Source organism: Streptomyces sp. O3 (genome assembly GCF_054788135.1).
Window position 1 is genome coordinate 23,118 of the sequence record NZ_JBTVYK010000032.1, and the last position, 18,147, is coordinate 41,264.

Annotated in this window: 14 protein-coding genes and 1 pseudogene; 14 read left to right on the top strand and 1 reads right to left on the bottom strand. The window is 72.2% G+C overall.

Going from position 1 to position 18,147, the window contains the following annotated elements; genetic code table 11:
* Positions 1-572: 572 nt before the first annotated feature.
* The 7 genes and pseudogenes from ssd to ACX6XY_RS17655 all read left to right on the top strand — a co-directional run.
* A complete protein-coding gene (ssd, locus tag ACX6XY_RS17625; protein WP_460331567.1) occupies positions 573-1,664 on the top strand; it encodes a septum site-determining protein Ssd in 1,092 nt (363 codons plus the stop codon).
* A complete protein-coding gene (locus ACX6XY_RS17630) occupies positions 1,661-2,827 on the top strand; it encodes a TadA family conjugal transfer-associated ATPase (RefSeq protein ID WP_460331569.1) in 1,167 nt (388 codons plus the stop codon). The genes ssd and ACX6XY_RS17630 overlap by 4 nt, the downstream gene beginning before the upstream one ends.
* A 29-nt stretch (positions 2,828-2,856) precedes the next feature.
* Positions 2,857-3,696 (top strand): type II secretion system F family protein, encoded by an 840-nt coding sequence (locus ACX6XY_RS17635; RefSeq protein ID WP_460331670.1) that lies wholly within the window; start codon positions 2,857-2,859, stop codon positions 3,694-3,696.
* Between the two features lie 81 nt (positions 3,697-3,777).
* The gene (locus ACX6XY_RS17640) at positions 3,778-4,542 is read left to right on the top strand and encodes a type II secretion system F family protein (RefSeq protein WP_460331571.1); all 765 of its coding nucleotides are present in this window, start codon (positions 3,778-3,780) and stop codon (positions 4,540-4,542) included.
* A gap of 74 nt (positions 4,543-4,616) precedes the next feature.
* Positions 4,617-4,805, top strand: coding sequence for a DUF4244 domain-containing protein (locus ACX6XY_RS17645; protein WP_411061741.1), 189 nt, complete (start codon positions 4,617-4,619; stop codon positions 4,803-4,805).
* Entirely contained in the window at positions 4,792-5,184 is a 393-nt protein-coding gene (locus ACX6XY_RS17650; protein WP_460331573.1) for a TadE family type IV pilus minor pilin, read from the top strand. The genes ACX6XY_RS17645 and ACX6XY_RS17650 overlap by 14 nt, the downstream gene beginning before the upstream one ends.
* An 8-nt stretch (positions 5,185-5,192) precedes the next feature.
* Positions 5,193-5,459 (top strand): annotated as a pseudogene (locus tag ACX6XY_RS17655) (Rv3654c family TadE-like protein); the annotation flags it as partial.
* 147 nt (positions 5,460-5,606) lie between these two features.
* Here the strand turns inward: ACX6XY_RS17655 and ACX6XY_RS17660 are convergent.
* A complete protein-coding gene (locus ACX6XY_RS17660; RefSeq protein ID WP_460331575.1) occupies positions 5,607-8,114 on the bottom strand; it encodes a DEAD/DEAH box helicase in 2,508 nt (835 codons plus the stop codon).
* A 77-nt stretch (positions 8,115-8,191) separates the two neighbouring features.
* Here ACX6XY_RS17660 and bldG point away from each other — a divergent pair, with 77 nt between their 5' ends.
* The 7 genes from bldG (at position 8,192) to topA (ending at position 17,963) form a co-directional block, all read left to right on the top strand.
* Positions 8,192-8,533 (top strand): anti-sigma factor antagonist BldG, encoded by a 342-nt coding sequence (bldG, locus tag ACX6XY_RS17665; protein ID WP_460331577.1) that lies wholly within the window; start codon positions 8,192-8,194, stop codon positions 8,531-8,533.
* 103 nt (positions 8,534-8,636) lie between these two features.
* Positions 8,637-9,074 carry an ATP-binding protein gene (locus ACX6XY_RS17670; protein WP_460331579.1) on the top strand — a complete coding sequence of 146 codons (438 nt, stop codon included), beginning with the start codon at positions 8,637-8,639 and terminating at the stop codon, positions 9,072-9,074.
* Between the two features lie 266 nt (positions 9,075-9,340).
* Positions 9,341-11,728, top strand: a complete 2,388-nt coding sequence (locus tag ACX6XY_RS17675; RefSeq protein ID WP_460331581.1) for a sodium-translocating pyrophosphatase — start codon at positions 9,341-9,343, stop codon at positions 11,726-11,728.
* A gap of 189 nt (positions 11,729-11,917) precedes the next feature.
* The gene (locus ACX6XY_RS17680) at positions 11,918-12,523 is read left to right on the top strand and encodes a small secreted protein (RefSeq protein WP_460331583.1); all 606 of its coding nucleotides are present in this window, start codon (positions 11,918-11,920) and stop codon (positions 12,521-12,523) included.
* Between the two features lie 272 nt (positions 12,524-12,795).
* Entirely contained in the window at positions 12,796-14,361 is a 1,566-nt protein-coding gene (locus ACX6XY_RS17685) for a DUF7059 domain-containing protein (protein WP_460331585.1), read from the top strand.
* Positions 14,362-14,503: 142 nt separating this feature from the next.
* The gene (locus tag ACX6XY_RS17690) at positions 14,504-14,701 is read left to right on the top strand and encodes a hypothetical protein (protein WP_460331672.1); all 198 of its coding nucleotides are present in this window, start codon (positions 14,504-14,506) and stop codon (positions 14,699-14,701) included.
* Positions 14,702-15,086: 385 nt separating this feature from the next.
* On the top strand, positions 15,087-17,963 hold the full coding sequence (gene topA / locus ACX6XY_RS17695; RefSeq protein WP_460331587.1) for a type I DNA topoisomerase: 2,877 nt from the start codon (positions 15,087-15,089) through the stop codon (positions 17,961-17,963).
* Positions 17,964-18,147: the final 184 nt, after the last annotated feature.

Here is an 18,147-nt window from a genome sequence, read left to right on the forward strand (position 1 = left end):
ACCATTCGGCGTAAGCTGTGGCGTGTGGGTTTGCCTGAGAAGGCTCTCGGGTACACCATGGAAGTCACGGATCGTTCGCGACCGTGCTAACCCGGTCTGGCTCCTCCCCCCCCGAGTCGGACCGTGGGGACGACCCCCGCTCTCCCCCCCGGCGGGGGTCGTCGCATGTCCGGGCCCGTTTGGGCCCTTCTTTTTTGCCCTGACGCCGGTGCTGACCGCGAGTGCGGCGGCACCCCTCGCCTACTTGGGATTGTCACACTGCGTAGTGATCGTGCTGCGCTGTGAAAGTCCGGCCTATGTCGCTGGGATGGGTGAGCGGGATATCCACAGTCGCCTGGCTGTCCACAGATTTCGACCAAGATCCACATGATTTCCGGGTTCCGCTCATGGTGATTCCGGGCCGCGAAGTCCGCGGTCCACTTCTCGACCGCGGCCCGTTCGCGGTCGAGTCCACGGCCGTGGCCCTGTTCACGGTCGGGTTCACGCCATGTTCTCGGCCAAGTCCGGGGCGTGGGATTCGCGAGTTCACGAGGGAGCCCGGCGCGGGCTCGGAGCGAGAGGGGGCGGGCGTCATGACTGGATCGACCACGGACGAGCGGCTGACGGCCGAGGCCGGGCGGCACAGCGGACCACTGATCGTCACGGAGGACGCCGAGCTGCTCGACGACCTGCTGCGGCTGTGCGCCGCGGCGGGAGCGCGACCCGAGGTGCATTACGGGCTGCCGGAGCGCAGAGGCAGCTGGGAGGCGGCTCCGCTGGTGCTGGTCGGGGACGACGCGGCGACGCGCGTGCGCGGGGCGGCGCGCAGACGCGGGGTGTGCCTGGTCGGACGGGACCAGGACGACCCGGCCGTATGGCAGCGGGCGGTGGAGATCGGCGCGGACCACGTGCTGCGGCTGCCGGACGCCGAACAGTGGCTGGTGGACCGCATCGCGGACGTGGCGGAGGGCGTGGGACGACAGGCGCTGACCGTCGGTGTGATCGGCGGCCGCGGCGGCGCCGGAGCCTCGACACTGGCCTGCGCGCTCGCGGTGACCGCGGCCAGGGCCGGACGCCGCACGATGCTCATCGACGCCGATCCGTTGGGCGGCGGGGCCGATGTGCTGCTCGGCGGCGAGAGCGTCCAGGGCCTCAGATGGCCCGCCTTCGCCCACTCCAGGGGGCGGCTCGGAAGCGGCGCGCTTGAGGAGTCGCTGCCCGAACTGCACGCGCTGCGCGTGCTCAGCTGGGACCGCGGCGACTCGGTGGTGGTGCCGCCCGGCGCGATGCGGGCAGTGCTCGCCGCGGCGCGCAGGCGCGGCGGAGTGGTCGTGGTCGACCTCCCACGCCGGGTCGACGAAGGGGCGGCTGAGGCGCTGGCCCAACTCGACCTCGGCCTGCTGGTGGTGCCCGCGGAGCTGCGTGCGGTGGCGGCGGCCGGGCGGGTGGCCGCGTCGGCGGGCATGGTGCTGCGGGACCTGCGGGCCGTGGTGCGCGGCCCCTTCGCGGGCGGTCTCGACGCGGCGGAGGTGGCCCGGCTGCTCGATCTGCCGCTCGCCGGCGAAGTGCCTCAGGAGCCCGGCCTGTGGGGGTGCGATACGCCACCGGCCGGAAGCGGGCGAGGCCCGCTGGCCCGGTTCTGTACGGCCTTCTGGAGCCGGGTTTCGGTGGAGGGCGGGTCATGAGCGCCGGGGCGCGGGGCGGCGCCGAGCTGCTGGACGGGGTCCGGCGGTGGCTCGCGCAGAGCGGCGCCGAGCCGACCCCGGCGGGTGTCGCCCAGGCGCTGCGGGCCCAGGGCCGGGTGCTGGGCGACTCGGAACTCCTCGGAGTGGTGCGTGAGTTGCGCTCCGAGCTGGTGGGCAGCGGGCCGCTGGAGCCGCTGCTCACCGACCCCGAGGTGACCGATGTGCTGGTGTCGGCGCCCGACCGGGTGTGGGTGGACCGGGGGCATGGCCTGGAGCTGACTCGGGTGTCGTTCGAGAGCGCGGAGGCGGTACGGCGACTCGCCCAGCGGCTCGCGGCGGTCGCCGGGCGGCGCCTCGACGACGCCAGGCCCTGGGTGGACGCACGGCTGCCCGACGGGACGCGGCTGCACGCCGTCCTGCCACCGGTGGCGGTCGGCTCGACCTGCCTCTCGCTGCGGGTGGTGCGGCCGCGGGCGTTCTCGCTCCCGGAGCTGCTCGTCGCGGGGACGGTGCCGCCCGGCGGCGACCGGGTGCTGCGCGCGCTGGTCGAGGCACGGGCGTCGTTTCTGATCAGCGGGGGAACGGGCTCGGGCAAGACGACGCTGCTCAGCGCCCTGCTGGGCCTGGTGGGCCCGGACGAGCGGATCGTCCTGGCCGAGGACTCCGCCGAGCTCCGGCCGGAGCACCCCCATGTGGTGCGGCTGGAGACCCGGCCCGCCAACCAGGAGGGCGCGGGCCGGGTGGACCTGCGGGATCTGGTGCGGCAGGCGCTGCGGATGCGGCCCGACCGGTTGGTCGTGGGCGAGGTCCGGGGAGCCGAGGTCGTCCACCTGCTCGCCGCGCTCAACACGGGCCACGAGGGAGGCTGCGGCACGGTCCATGCCAACGCCGCGGCCGACGTCCCGGCGCGGCTGGAGGCGCTGGGCACGACGGCGGGCCTGGACCGGGCCGCCCTGCACAGCCAGCTGGCGGCGGCACTCTCGGTGGTCCTCCACCTCGTACGGGATCGGGCGGGGCGACGTCGGGTCGCCGAGCTGAACGTACTGGAGCGGGACTCATCGGGACTGGTGGTGGCGGTTCCCGCGCTGCGGTGGGGCGCGGAGGGATTCGTGCGCGGGCGGGGCTGGGAGCGGCTGCGCGGGCTTCTCGGGGGTGCCTGGTGACGACGGGCGTGCTGGCTTCCGGGGGGCCGATGTACGCGGCGGCGGTGTGCGCGGGGCTGGCGGCCCTCTGGCTGACCTCGGGACAAGACCGGAGTCTGCGGCGGGCGCGGCTGCTCGTCGCGGGCGGCTCGGCGCTGCCCGCTCAGGACCCTGGGTGGGAGCGCTGGCTGAGCTGGCTGCGGGCCCGCGCGCGGAGCGAATGGTGGTGCGCGGCGGCCGGGTTGACGGTCGCCGTGCTGGGGGAGTCGGTGCTGCCGCTGGTCCTGGGCGTCCTGGGGGTGCCGCTGGCGGGGCGGGCGCTGCGGGCCCGTGAGCGGCGGCGGGAGCGTCAGGCGCGGGCGGATGCCGTGATCGCGCTGTGCGGGGCGCTCGCCGGGGAGGTGCGAGCGGGGCGCCAGCCTGGCCCCGCGCTGCTCGTCGCCGCTCGCGACTCGGGCGGGCTCGGTGCGGCTCAGGCGGCGGTGCTGGCCGCCGCGCGGTTCGGCGGCGATGTGCCGGGCGCGCTGCGGGAGGCGGCGCGGGAGCCGGGCGCGGACGGTCTGCTGGGGCTCGCGGCGTGCTGGCGGGTCGCCGTGGACCGCGGTGCCGGACTCGCGGCGGGGCTCGGTCGGCTCGAAAGGGCGCTGCGGGCCGAGCGCGACCAGCGTGCCGACCTGCGCGCTCAGCTGGCCGGGGCACGGTCCACGGCGGTGCTGCTCGCGGTGCTTCCCGCGGTGGGCCTGGCCATGGGCACCGCGCTCGGCGCCGACCCGCTGGGCGTGCTGCTGCACACCCCGGCGGGGCTGGGGTGCCTGCTGGTGGGCGGGGCGTTGGAGGGGCTGGGGGTGTGGTGGGTGATGCGGATTGTGCGAGGCGCGCAGCCAGCTTAGGCGGGCGCGTGCGGGGTGAGCGGTGAGCGGCGTGTGTGGGCCGTGGGTGCAGGGCGTGGAGCGTGCGGAGGTGAGGGGCTGATGGGTGCGGAAGTTGTCCACAGGCTGGGGGTGACGGTGCCGCTGGCGGTCGCCGTGGTCTGTGTGGTGTGGGCGGCGACGGTGGGGCGGCGCGAACGGAAGGCGCGGCTGAGGCTGCGACGGATCTTCGGCCAGGAACGCCGAGTGCCGCGGCGGCCCCGGTGGCGGGGAGCCCTGGGGGACTGGCTGCCGGTGGTGGGCGCGGTCTGCGCCGGATTCGCCGTGGTCGGCGGCGTCGTGGGGGTGGCGCTTGGGGCGGGCGCGGGATACGCGGCGTGGCGCTGGCGGCGGCGGAACCCGCACGGCTCCGTGAACCGTGACGAGACACCGGGGGAGCTTCCGCTCGCCGCCGACCTGCTGACGGCGTGCCTCGCGGCGGGCGCCGGTCCGGTCGCGGCGGCCGAGGCGGTCGGAGACTCGCTGCGAGGCCCGGTCGGCGAGCGGCTGGCGCGGGCTGCGGCGGAGCTGCGCCTCGGGGGCGAACCAGAGCGGGCCTGGCGGTGGTTGGGCGAGATACCGGGTGCCGGGCCACTGGCCCGCTGTCTTGAGCGGGCGGGCTCGTCGGGTGCTCCGGCAGCGGAGCAGATGGCGCTGCTGGCGAGCGAGTGCCGTGCCGCGTGGGCGCGTACGGCCGCGGCGCGGGCCCGTAGGGCGGCGGTGGTGATCGCCGCGCCGGTGGGGCTGTGCTTTCTGCCCGCGTTTCTCGCGGTCGGGATCGTGCCGGTGGTGATCGGCCTGGCGGGCGGGCTGCTGGAGGGCGGCTGAGGCGCAAGGGCAGACGTGGATCGGTAGTGGATTCGGTGAACGCGGATCGGTGAACGCGGATCGGAGGGGTTGGAATGAGGTACTTCAGGCGGGTACGGGCCCGGATGCGGGCGAACGACGCGGGGATGACGACATCCGAGTACGCCCTGGGCACGGTCGCGGCCTGCGGCTTCGCGGCGTTGCTCTACCGCGTGGTGACCAGCGACGGAGTGAAGGCGGCGCTGGAAGGGGTCATCGGGAAGGCACTCGGTGTCCAGTTCTGAGCGCGGCCGAGCAGGAAGGAGCAGGAGCGGGCGCGGGGACGGCGGCTATGTGACGGCGGAGGCGGCCGCGGTGATCCCGGCTCTGGTGCTGCTCGCGATGGCGCTGGTGTGGGCGCTGATGGCCGCCTCGGCGCAGATCCAGTGCGTGGACGCGGCCAGGGCCGGAGCCCGTGCGGCGGCCCGGCAGGAGCCACGGAGCGCGGCGGTGGCGGCGGCGGAGCGGGCGGCGCCGCGCGGGGCACGGGTCGCGGTACGCCGTGAGGGTGATCTGGTGCGGGTGTCGGTCTCGGTGGACTCGCCCGGCCCAGGGGCGCTCGCCCTGCGCCTGCGGTCCGAGGCGGTCGCGCTGGCGGAAGGACGAGCGGAGGAGGGCGCATGAGAGGGCGGATGCGAGGGGGCGGCGACCGGGGGTCGGCGACCGTATGGGTGGTCGTGGTGGCGGGTGCGCTGAGCATCGTGTTCGGCGCGGTGCTGCTGCTCGGCCAGGCGGTCCTGTCCCGGCACCGGGCGGGCGGTGCCGCGGACCTGGCGGCACTCGCGGCGGCCGACCACGCGCTGCGGGGCCAGGGCCCCGCCTGCGCGGGGGCCGCGCGGGTGGCTCGGGCGCAGCGCGCCGACGTGCTGCGGTGCACGATCCAGGGGGAGATCGCCGACGTGACGGTACGGGCGCGTGCCGGGCCGTTCAGTTCGGCGGTGCGCTCACGCGCGGGACCCGCCGCGGCGACGGACCCGGCGCCTGCCACGGCCGTCGACCAGGCGACCGTGCCGGGGCGCGGCCAGGACCCGCCCGCACATCAGGCCCTAGGCGTGCGGCGCTCCCTTGAGGAGTTCGGTGAGGAGGCGTACGGCGCCGCGCTTGTGCAGCGGGTCGTTGCCGTTGCCGCACTTCGGCGACTGGATGCAGGACGGGCAGCCCGCCTCGCACTCGCAGGCGGCGATGGCCTCGCGGGTCGCGGTGAGCCACTCGACGGCGGTGTGGAAGGCCCGTTCCGCGAAGCCCGCGCCACCCGGCTGGCCGTCGTAGACGAAGACCGTCGGCAGCAGCGTGTCCGGGTGGAGCGGGACCGAGACGCCGCCGATGTCCCAGCGGTCGCAGGTGGCGAAGAGCGGCAGCATCCCGATGGAGGCGTGCTCGGCGGCGTGCAGAGCGCCGCCCAACTGCTCCGGGTTGATCCGGGCGGCGTCCAGCTGGTCCTCGGTCACCGTCCACCAGACGGCACGGGTGCGCAGGGTGCGGGGCGGCAGATCGAGCTTGGTCTCGCCGAGTACCTCGCCGGTGATGAGTCTGCGACGGAGGAAGGAGACGACCTGGTTGGTGACTTCGACGGAGCCGTAGCAGAGGCGGCCCTCGCCCCAGGGGACCTGGGTGTCGGTGTCCAGGACGGAGATGGCGGTGGTGTCGCGGGCGGTGGTCGAGTATGGCGGATCGGCCTCTTCGACCAGCGCGACCGAGTCCTCGAGGTCGAGCCGTCGTACCAGGTAGGTACGGCCCTGGTGGAGGTGGACCGCGCCGTCGTGCACGGCCGTGTGGGCGGCGGACGCGTCGACGGTGCCGAGCAGTCGCCCGGTTCCGGACTCGACGACCTGGACCGGGCGGCCGCCTTCACCGCGGATGTCGGTGAGGTCGGCGGCGCGTTCGCGGCGCGTCCAGTGCCAGGTCCGGGTGCGGCGGCGCAACAGCCCCGCGGTCTCCAGCTGCGGCAGGAGCCCGGTGGCGGCGGGGCCGAAGAGGGCCAGGTCGTCGTCGGTGAGCGGGAGCTCGGCGGCGGCCGCGCACAGGTGCGGGGCCAGGACGTACGGGTTGTCCGGGTCGAGGACGGTGGACTCCACGGGCTGCCGGAACAGCGCTTCGGGGTGGTGGACGAGATAGGTGTCCAGCGGGTCGTCACGGGCGACGAGGACCGCCAGCGCTCCGCGTCCCGTGCGCCCGGCGCGGCCCGCCTGCTGCCACAGTGAGGCTCGGGTGCCCGGATAGCCCGCCATCACCACGGCGTCCAGGCCCGAGACGTCCACGCCGAGTTCGAGCGCGGTCGTGGCGGCGAGGCCGAGGAGCCTGCCGGAATGCAGGGCGCGCTCCAGGGCGCGGCGCTCCTGGGGAAGGTATCCGCCGCGGTAGGCCGAGACCCGGCTCACCAGGGACTGGTCGACCTCGGCGAGCCGCTCCTGGGCGATCATCGAGATCAGTTCGGCGCCCCTGCGGGAGCGTACGAACGCGACCGAGCGCACCCCCTGCACGGTCAGATCCGTCAGCAGGTCCGCGGTCTCGGCGGTGGCGGTGCGGCGGACCGGGGCGCCCTGCTCACCGTGCAGCTCGGTGAGCGGCGGTTCCCAGAGGGCGAAGACCAGCTCACCGCGTGGCGAGGCGTCGTCGGCCACCTCCTGTACGGGCAGGCCGGTGAGTCGGCCCGCGGCTATGGAGGGGTCGGAGGCGGTGGCGGAGGCCAGCAGGAACGCCGGGTCGGCGCCGTAGCGGGCGCAGAGGCGGCGCAGGCGGCGCAGCACCTGGGCGACATGCGAGCCGAAGACGCCGCGATAGGTGTGGCACTCGTCGATGACGACATAGCGCAGCGCGCGCAGGAAGGAGGACCAGCGGGGGTGCGAGGGCAGGATGCCCCGGTGCAGCATGTCCGGGTTGGTCAGGACGTAGTTGGCGTACTGGCGTACCCATTCGCGTTCCTCGACGGGGGTGTCCCCGTCGTAGACCGCGGGCCTGACGGCGTGCCCCAGGGGCTCGGCCAGCTCCTTCACGGACCGGCACTGGTCGGCGGCCAGCGCCTTGGTCGGGGCGAGATAGAGCGCGGTCGCGCCCCGCCCGCCCGTCCACCGCTCGCCGCCCCGGAGAAGGGCTTCGCGCTGCCGGGTCCACTGGGCGGGGGCCTCGGCTCCGTCGAGGAGCGCGGAGAGCACCGGCATCAGATAGGCGAGGGACTTGCCGGACGCGGTGCCGGTGGCGACGACCACGGACCGGCCGTCCAGGGCGTGCTCGGCGGCGAGCGCCTGGTGGGCCCAGGGGTGCTCGATGCCCCGCTTCTGGACGGCGGCGATGACCTCGGGGCGGATGCGGTCGGGCCAGACGGCATGGCGACCCGTCCGCGGGGGCAGGTGCTCCGTATGAGTGATGCGCGAAGCCCGGCTCGCCCCCGCGGTGAGCCGGTCCAGGACCGTACGCGGGGAGGTGTGCTCGCGGTCGCCCGCCGGGGTCGGATCGGGACGGTGATTCTTGGCCATCGGCATCGAGTGTGTCACCGGCGTGACGGACAATGGTCCGAAGGCGTCGTGCACACGTGCCGTTAAGTGATTGAATGCCATCGCGGCTGGCGATCCCCCAGGCCTGAAGCTCAGGCAGCCGAGGGGTGATTGCTCGAGAGCAAGGTGCTGGAGGCTCCGTGGATCTGTCTCTGTCGACCGAAACCGTCGGCGATCGCACGATCGTCAGGGTCGGTGGCGAAATCGATGTATATACCGCGCCCAAGCTGCGGGAGCAGCTGGTCGAGCTGGTGAACGATGGCAGCTTCCATCTCGTCGTGGACATGGAGGGTGTCGACTTCCTCGACTCCACCGGGCTCGGCGTGTTGGTAGGCGGCCTGAAGCGGGTGCGGGCCCACGAGGGCTCACTGCGGCTGGTCTGCAACCAGGAGCGCATTCTGAAGATCTTCCGCATCACCGGTCTGACCAAGGTGTTCCCGATTCACACCTCGGTCGATGAAGCGGTGTCGGCCACCGACTGACGGCCGAAGCCCCGAGCCCGGTAGCTCGGGGCGACAGGAGCAGGGGGGACCGGGCCGTTGGCCCGGCCCCTTGAAAGCACGCTCACATGTCCAAGGGGGATGCATGGCCACCGTGGAACTCCGCTTCAGCGCGCTGCCCGAGCACGTCAGGACCGCCCGTCTGGTGGCGGCCGCGGTGGCGCGCCGGGCCGGGGTGGACGAGGCGGTTCTCGACGAGGTCAGGCTCGCCGTCGGCGAGGCCTGCACCCGCGCGGTCGGCCTGCATCAGAGCAACGGCGTGCTGGCACCGGTGCGGGTGGCGCTGATCGAGGAGGAGAAGCAGTTCTCCATCGAGGTCGGCGACGAGGCCCCGCACTCCAATGGCGCCGCGGGCGCGGCCCCTCAGGCGGACGCCGCCGACGGCCTGGAGTCCGAGGGCGAGGACGAGATGGGGCTCGCCGTCATCAGCGGTCTCGTCGACGATGTGGAGGTCAGCGCCGACGAGAGCGGCGGGCTGATCAAAATGAGCTGGCCGACGGCCCCCGCGACGCTGCTGCCCTGACACCGGCTCTCGCCCTGACGCCGACTCCCACCCCTAAGGCCCTGCTGAGCAGGGCCTTTTTGCTGCCGTAGATCATTGGAAATAGATTGACGATCAAGTGTCAATGCTTTTGAGGCATTACCACTTTCGGGTTCGATCTGCGGGCGGGATCATTTGCTGAGGAGCAGGTCAAGGCCAATTCTGTTTACCGCGCCCTGTTTTGATCAGGTCAAGCTCCCTACAATCCGTCCACATCTTGAGCTCAGCCCCAGCGTCAAGGAGGACGAATGGCGGGGCTTTCTACCCCTCATCAGTTTGACCACCCCTCAACCCTCGCAGCCGCGGTCCTGACCGACGACAACCGCCTCATCGTGATCGCCATCGCGGTGGTCGCGCTCGCCGCGCTCGTCGTCGCGGGCGTCCTGGTGCGCCAGGTTCTCGCGGCGGGCGAGGGCACCGAGAAGATGAAACAGATCGCGGCAGCGATCCAGGAAGGCGCGAACGCCTATCTGGCCCGGCAGATGCGCACTCTCGGCGTATTCGCCGTGGTCGTGTTCTTCCTGCTCATGCTGCTGCCGGCGGACGACTGGAATCAGCGCGCCGGACGCTCGATCTTCTTCCTGATCGGCGCGCTCTTCTCGGCGGCCACCGGTTATATCGGCATGTGGCTAGCCGTCCGCAGCAATGTGCGGGTGGCGGCGGCCGCCCGCGAAGCGACACCCGCCGAAGGCGAACCGGCGAAGGACCTCACCGAGGTCTCCCACAAAGCCATGAAGATCGCTTTCCGCACGGGCGGCGTCGTCGGCATGTTCACGGTGGGGCTCGGTCTGCTGGGCGCCTCCTGTGTGGTGCTCGTCTACGCGGCCGACGCGCCGAAGGTCCTGGAGGGCTTCGGTCTCGGCGCCGCGCTGATCGCGATGTTCATGCGGGTCGGCGGCGGCATCTTCACCAAGGCCGCCGACGTCGGCGCCGACCTGGTCGGCAAGGTCGAGCAGGGCATTCCGGAGGACGATCCGCGCAATGCCGCGACCATCGCCGACAATGTGGGCGACAACGTCGGCGACTGCGCGGGCATGGCGGCTGACCTCTTCGAGTCGTACGCCGTCACGCTGGTCGCCGCCCTGATCCTGGGCAAGGTCGCCTTCGGCGACTCGGGACTCGCCTTCCCGCTGATCGTGCCCGCGATCGGTGTGGTCACCGCGATGATCGGCATCTTCGCGGTGGCGCCGCGCCGCGCCGACCGCAGCGGAATGACCGCGATCAACCGCGGCTTCTTCATCTCCGCGCTGATCTCCCTGGTCCTGGTCGCGGGTGCGGTCTTCGCGTACCTGCCCGGCACCTACGCCGAGCTGGAGGGCGTCACGGACGCGGCGATCCAGGCCAAGAGCGGTGATCCGCGCATTCTGGCGGTCGTCGCCGTCGCCATCGGCATCCTCATGGCCGCGGTGATCCAGCAGCTGACCGGGTACTTCACCGAGACCACCCGACGCCCGGTCAGGGATGTCGGCAAGTCCTCGCTGACCGGTCCGGCCACCGTCGTACTCGCGGGCATCTCGCTGGGCCTGGAGTCGGCTGTCTACACCGCGCTGCTGATCGGGCTCGGCGTCTACGGCGCGTTCCTGCTCGGCGGTACGTCGATCATGCTGGCGCTGTTCGCGGTGGCGCTGGCCGGTACGGGGCTGCTCACCACGGTCGGCGTGATCGTCGCCATGGACACCTTCGGGCCGGTCTCCGACAACGCCCAGGGCATCGCCGAGATGTCCGGCGACGTCGAGGGCGCGGGCGCCCAGGTGCTCACCGACCTGGACGCCGTCGGCAACACCACCAAGGCCATCACCAAGGGCATCGCGATCGCCACCGCGGTCCTCGCGGCGGCGGCGCTGTTCGGCTCGTACCGCGACGCGATCGCCACGGCGGTCAGCGACGTGGGCGCCAAGGCCACCGAGATGAACCTGAGCATGGACATCTCGCAGCCCAACAACCTGGTCGGTCTGGTGCTGGGCGCCGCGGTCGTCTTCCTCTTCTCGGGGCTCGCGATCAACGCGGTGTCGCGGTCGGCGGGCGCCGTGGTCTTCGAGGTGCGGCGGCAGTTCCGCGAGCGCCCCGGCATCATGGACTACACCGAGAAGCCGGAGTACGGGCGCGTCGTCGACATCTGCACCAAGGACGCGCTGCGCGAGCTGGCCACGCCGGGGCTGCTGGCCGTGCTGACGCCGATCGCGGTCGGCTTCACGCTCGGCGTCGGTGCGCTCGCCGCGTTCCTGGCGGGCGCGATCGCCACCGGTCTGCTGATGGCGGTCTTCCTGGCCAACTCCGGTGGCGCGTGGGACAACGCCAAGAAGATGGTCGAGGACGGCACGCACGGAGGCAAGGGCAGCGAGGCCCATGCCGCGACCGTCATCGGCGACACCGTGGGCGACCCGTTCAAGGACACCGCGGGTCCCGCGATCAACCCCCTGCTGAAGGTGATGAACCTGGTGGCGCTGCTCATCGCGCCCGCGGTCGTCCAGTTCAGCTACGGCGACGACGCGAGCGTCGGCGTGCGGGCGGTGATCGCGACCCTCGCGATCGTGATCATCGCCGGTGCGGTCTACCTCTCCAAGCGGCGCGGCATCGCCGTCGGCGACGGGGGTGAGTCCCAGCGGGCCGAGTCGGTGTCGGCGGTGATTTCCTGACCGCTTCCTGACCCTGTCGGGTCACCGCTCAACAGACGGGCGGGCGGCGCTTCTTGACGCGCCGTCCGCCCGTCTTGTGTTGCGTGAGCTACTCCCGGCTTGGTGCAAATGGCTTTAATGCGGCATTAAACGGACCTCTGGCGCGTGGTTGTCGCCCGGTTGGCGTGTATGTTCCGGGGGCCGAGAGCCATGGAAGGGACCAAGCCGGTGAACAAGAAGCTCACAGCCGCACTGTCCGGCGGTGCGGTACTGGTACTGGCCTTGTCGGGGTGCACCAGCGACGACGGCGACAACAAGCTCGACGACTGGGCGAAGTCGCTGTGCGGCCAGATCCAGCCACAGCTGGAGAAGAGTGTGCAGGCGCAGCACACCATCGTCTCGACCGCCGCCGACGGTGAGCCCGCGGAGATCCAGCAGGCCGACTCGAAGGCCTTCCAGGCCATCTCCGACGCGGACAAGGCCATCGCCAGCGCGCTGGACGAGGCCGGACCGCCGCCGGTCGACGACGGCGAGAAGATCCAGCAGGACGCCATCAAGGACCTGAACACGGCCTCGAAGGCGTACGCGGACCTCAAGAAGAAGATCGACGGCCTGGACACCAAGGACGACTCCCCGGACGGCCTGAAGGCGTTCTCGGACGGCCTGAAGGAAGTCGCGGACGACCTCGGCAAGATCCAGAAGAACGGGGACGACGCCTTGAAGACGCTGCTCTCCGGAGACGTCGGCGACGCGATCGCGAAGCAGGACGACTGCAAGGCGGAGACCCCGTCGCCGTCGTCGCCCGCCGACGAGTAGCCCGCGGCACACGGCACGCCCCTGGAAGCACCGGCACGACCGCGCGCCGGTCATCCGGCAGGCGACCGTGCGCGCCCGTACCGCCCGCGGCGACCGCGTGCGGTAGCTCTGGCGGCGACCCCGTGCGCCCGTAGCGTCAGCGGTGACCCGCGCGCCGGTAGCGCCACCGGCGGCTCCTGCGCCACGGCGAACGCCGTCCCGATTGGCCGCCCCGCGCGCGTGGCGGCCAATCGGCGTGGGGACGGGGTCACACCTGGGCGGGCGGGAGGACAATGGACCCCGTGAGTACGCCCACCCTGCCCACGACCGACCGCGCCGACAGCACCGCCCGGCTGCGGGAAGCCCTACTCGCCGCCGACTTCACGGCCGACGGACTGCTCGACCTCCTCGGCGCCTCCGCGTATGCCGCGCTCGCCCGCAGCGAGACGGTGCCCGCCCTGCGGGCCACCCGCGGCGAAGGCCCCCTGGAGACCCTCGTACGCCTCTTCCTGCTGCAACAGCCCGTCGCCCACGCGCGCGTGGCGAGCGTGCTGCCCGTCGACGCCTGCCTGGCCGACGGCTGGCTCACCCGCGCCAGCGACGGCGACAACCTGTGCGCCGCCGTGGACGTACGGCCGTACGGCGGGCCCGACGGCGAGGACTGGTACATCGTCTCCGACCTGGGCTGCGCGGTCGGCGGCGCCGGAGGCATCGCCAGCCGCGACCAGTCCGTCGTACTCGGCGTCGGCGGCGCCTCCACCACCCTGGCCGGGATCACGGTGCGTACGCCGGTGCAGAGCGCCCTGGACATCGGGACCGGATCCGGCATCCAGGCCCTGCACGCCGCCCACCACGCCACCCGCGTCACCGCGACCGACCCCAACCCCCGTGCCCTGCACATCACCCGCCTCACCCTGGCGCTCTCCGGCGCCCCCGACGCGGAACTGAAGGAGGGCTCGCTCTTTGAACCGGTCGGCGACGCCACGTACGACCAGATCGTCTCCAACCCCCCGTTCGTGATCTCACCCCGCGCCCGGCTCACCTACCGGGACGGCGGAATGGGCGGGGACGATCTGTGCCGCTCGCTCGTTCAGCAGGCAGGGGAGCGGTTGAACGAAGGGGGGTACGCGCAGTTCCTCGCCAACTGGCAGCACGTCGAGGGGGAGGAGTGGCAGGACCGCCTGCGGTCCTGGGTGCCGCGCGACTGCGACGCCTGGATCGTGCAGCGCGAGGTGCAGGACATCACCCAGTACGCCGAGCTCTGGCTGCGTGACGCGGGAGACCACCGCACGGACCCCGCCGAGTACGCCGCGCGGTACGACGCCTGGCTGGACGAGTTCGAGGCCCGCAAGACCAAGGCCGTCGGCTTCGGCTGGATCACGCTCCGGAAGACCGCCGCCCCGGAGCCGTCCGTCACGGTCGAGGACTGGCCGCACCCCGTCGAACAGCCGCTCGGCGAGGTCGTCAGGGCCCACTTCGCACGCCAGGACTACCTGCGCGGACACGACGACGCCGCGCTGCTCGCCGGACACTTCAAGCTCGCGGACGAGGTCGTCCAGGAACAGGTCGGGCTGCCCGGCGCGGAGGACCCCGAGCATGTGGTGCTGCGCCAGCACCGCGGGATGCGCCGCGCCACTCAGGTGGACACGGTCGGCGCGGGCTTCGCTGGCGTGTGCGACGGCAGCCTGAGCGCGGGGCGGATCCTGGACGCCATCGCCCAGCTGGTCGGCGAGGACCCGGTCGGGCTGCGGGACCGCTCGCCCGCGCAGATCCGGCTCCTCGTCGAGCAGGGCTTCCTCGAGCCGGTCGAGCCCGGCGCGGGCGGCGCGGACGGCCTCACGGAGCCCCTGGAGCTCTGAGCCCCTGGGCACGCATGGCGCGAGTCCCGGCGTTCACCCGAGGTTCGCGCGGTGGACGCCCTGGTGTGCCACCGTCCGCCCGAGGACGTATTCCGAGGACGTACGCGGGGGCACGGGGGAAGGAAGCGGCATGGAAACGGGCCTGGAGAGCGGACCGGCGATCTTCGCGGGGGTGGTGTTCGCGCTGTTCGGGGCCGGACTGCTGCTCTGGACCGGCGTACGGGTGCTGCACCGCGCGCCTGTCGCGCAGGGCGCGCACCCGGCCGCGTCCGTGGCGTTCGCCACGCTCGCCGGAGCCGGAGCGCTGCTGCTCGGGGTGTGGTGCTTCACCCGCCTCTGAGCACGTCGGGCCCCCGCGGGCGCCCCCGCAGCGGCCGTCCCGCATCCGGCCAGGGCCCGCGTCGCGGCCGTACCGCACCGTCCCGCACCGGTCCGGACCGGCCCGGAATCGGGCATGATCCGGCCGACAACTGAATCCGGCCGACAGATGAGAGGTCACGCTCCGCATCGGCGCGAAACAACCGGGTGGGCACTCCGGGCGGCAGGAACGGCGAAAGTCGGGTTACCGTTCGAGTGGCCGTTGCGGGCTTTTCCCGTTTGACACGGGGGCGGGATGTACCGTCACACTCCGCAGCGTGAGCGTGCGGACCCGTACCGAAGGGCCCGCACGGCAGGACCCGCACTGACCGCAAGGCATCCAGCGTCGACCGGAGAGAAGAGCAACGTTGTCCCCGACCAGCGACACCGCACCGGGTGGCCGCCGACTCGTCATCGTCGAGTCGCCTGCCAAGGCGAAGACGATCAAGGGCTACCTGGGTCCTGGCTATGTCGTCGAAGCGAGCGTCGGGCACATCCGCGACCTCCCCAACGGCGCCGCCGAAGTCCCCGACAAGTACACCGGCGAGGTGCGCCGCCTCGGCGTGGACGTCGAGCATGACTTCCAGCCGATCTACGTCGTCAACGCCGACAAGAAGGCGCAGGTCAAGAAGCTCAAGGACCTGCTGAAGGAGTCCGACGAACTCCTCCTCGCCACCGATGAGGACCGCGAGGGCGAGGCCATCGCCTGGCACCTGCTGGAAGTCCTCAAGCCCAAGGTCCCGGTCAAGCGGATGGTCTTCCACGAGATCACCAAGAGCGCGATCCAGGGCGCCGTGGCCAACCCGCGCGAGCTCAACAAGCGCATGGTCGACGCCCAGGAGACCCGCCGCATCCTCGACCGCCTCTACGGCTACGAGGTCTCGCCGGTCCTGTGGAAGAAGGTCATGCCCCGGCTGTCCGCCGGCCGGGTCCAGTCCGTCGCCACCCGGCTCGTCGTCGAGCGCGAGCGCGAGCGCATCGCCTTCCGCTCCGCCGAGTACTGGGACCTGACCGGCACCTTCGCGACCGGCCGCGCCGGAGACTCCAGCGACCCCTCGCAGCTGGTCGCCAAGCTCACCACGGTCGACGGCAAGCGCGTCGCCCAGGGCCGCGACTTCAACTCCGTCGGACAGCTCAAGTCCGACACCCTGCAGCTCGACGAGGCGAACGCCCGCGCGCTCGCCGCCGCCCTCGCGGACACCCGGTTCGCGGTCCGCTCGGTCGAGTCCAAGCCGTACCGCCGCTCGCCGTACGCCCCCTTCCGTACGACGACGATGCAGCAGGAGGCCTCGCGCAAACTGGGCTTCGGCGCGAAGGCCACCATGCAGGTGGCCCAGAAGCTGTACGAGAACGGCTTCATCACCTATATGCGTACGGACTCCACGACCCTGTCCGACACGGCGGTCACGGCCGCCCGTGCGCAGGTCACGCAGCTGTACGGCGCCGACTACCTGCCGGACAAGCCGCGCACGTACGCCGGGAAGGTCAAGAACGCGCAGGAGGCGCACGAGGCGATCCGCCCCTCGGGGGACCGTTTCCGCACGCCCGCCGAGACCGGCCTGACCGGCGACCAGTTCCGGCTCTACGAGCTGATCTGGAAGCGGACCGTCGCCTCTCAGATGAAGGACGCGGTCGGCAACTCGGTCACCGTGAAGATCGGCGGCCGCGCTTCGGACGGCCGGGACGCCGAGTTCAGCGCCTCCGGCAAGACGATCACCTTCCACGGCTTCCTCAAGGCGTACGTCGAAGGCGCCGACGACCCGAACGCCGAGCTGGACGACCGCGAGCGCAGGCTGCCGCAGGTCGCCGAGGGCGACGGGCTGACCGCCGAGGAGATCTCGGCCGACGGGCACGCCACCAAGCCGCCCGCCCGCTACACCGAGGCCTCCCTGGTCAAGGAGCTGGAGGAGCGCGAGATCGGCCGCCCGTCGACGTACGCGTCGATCATCGGGACGATCCTGGACCGTGGCTACGTCTTCAAGAAGGGCACCGCGCTGGTTCCCTCCTTCCTGTCGTTCGCCGTGGTCAACCTGCTGGAGAAGCACTTCGGCCGCCTGGTCGACTACAGCTTCACCGCCAAGATGGAGGACGACCTCGACCGCATCGCGCGCGGCGAGGCACAGGCCGTGCCGTGGCTGCGGCGCTTCTACTTCGGCGAGGGCGGCGAGGACTCCGGCGCGGGTTCGGCGTCCGACGCCGGGAACGGCGACGGCGACCACCTCGGCGGCCTCAAGGAGCTCGTCACCGACCTGGGCGCGATCGACGCGCGCGAGGTGTCCTCGTTCCCGGTCGGCAACGACATCGTGCTGCGGGTCGGGCGCTACGGCCCGTACGTGGAGCGCGGCGAGAAGGACGCCGAGGGCCACCAGCGCGCCGACGTCCCCGACGACCTCGCCCCGGACGAGCTGACCGTCGAGTACGCCGAGGAGCTGCTGGCCAAGCCGAGCGGCGACTTCGCGCTCGGCACCGACCCGGCGACCGGCCGCGAGATCGTCGCCAAGGACGGCAGGTACGGCCCGTACGTCACCGAGATCCTGCCTGAGGGCACCCCGAAGACCGGCAAGAACGCGGTCAAGCCGCGCACGGCCTCGCTGTTCAAGTCCATGTCCCTGGACACGGTCACGCTGGAGGACGCGCTGAAGCTGATGTCCCTGCCGCGCGTGGTGGGGACGGACGCCGAGGGCGTCGAGATCACCGCGCAGAACGGCCGGTACGGCCCGTATCTGAAGAAGGGCACGGACTCCCGCTCTCTGGAGACCGAGGAGCAGCTTTTCTCGATCACGGTCGAGGAGGCCCTGGAGATCTACTCCAAGCCCAAGCAGCGCGGCCGGGCCGCCGCCAAGCCGCCGCTGAAGGAGCTGGGCACGGACCCGGTCAGCGAGAAGCCGGTGGTCGTCAAGGACGGACGGTTCGGGCCGTACGTCACCGACGGCGAGACCAACGCGACGCTGCGGGCGGCCGACAGCGTCGAGGACATCACGCCGGAGCGCGGGTACGAGCTGCTCGCGGAGAAGCGGGCGAAGGGCCCGGCCAAGAAGAAGACGGCCAAGAAGGCCCCGGCGAAGAAGGCCACGGCCAAGAAGACGGCCGCGAAGAAGACGACCGCGAAGAAGACGACCGCGAAGAAGACCGCCGCCAAGAAGACGACGGCCGCGGCGAAGAAGACGGCGACGGCGAAGAAGACGGCGACGGCCACGGCCGCAGCGAAGAAGACCGCGGCCAAGAAGGCGACGCCCGCCGAATAGGACGCACATGGTGTACGCCCCGGCATCCCGCGTGCCGGGGCGTACCCGTCGCTTCGACCGCTCGCGCCGACCGCCGGATGACGGATCCGCCCCCACATCCGCCCCGCGGTCTCACACCGACTCCACAGACGTCACTTCCCGCCGACTCGGCGGTAGGCCCGTTCTCCCAGGCTCGATCAACGTA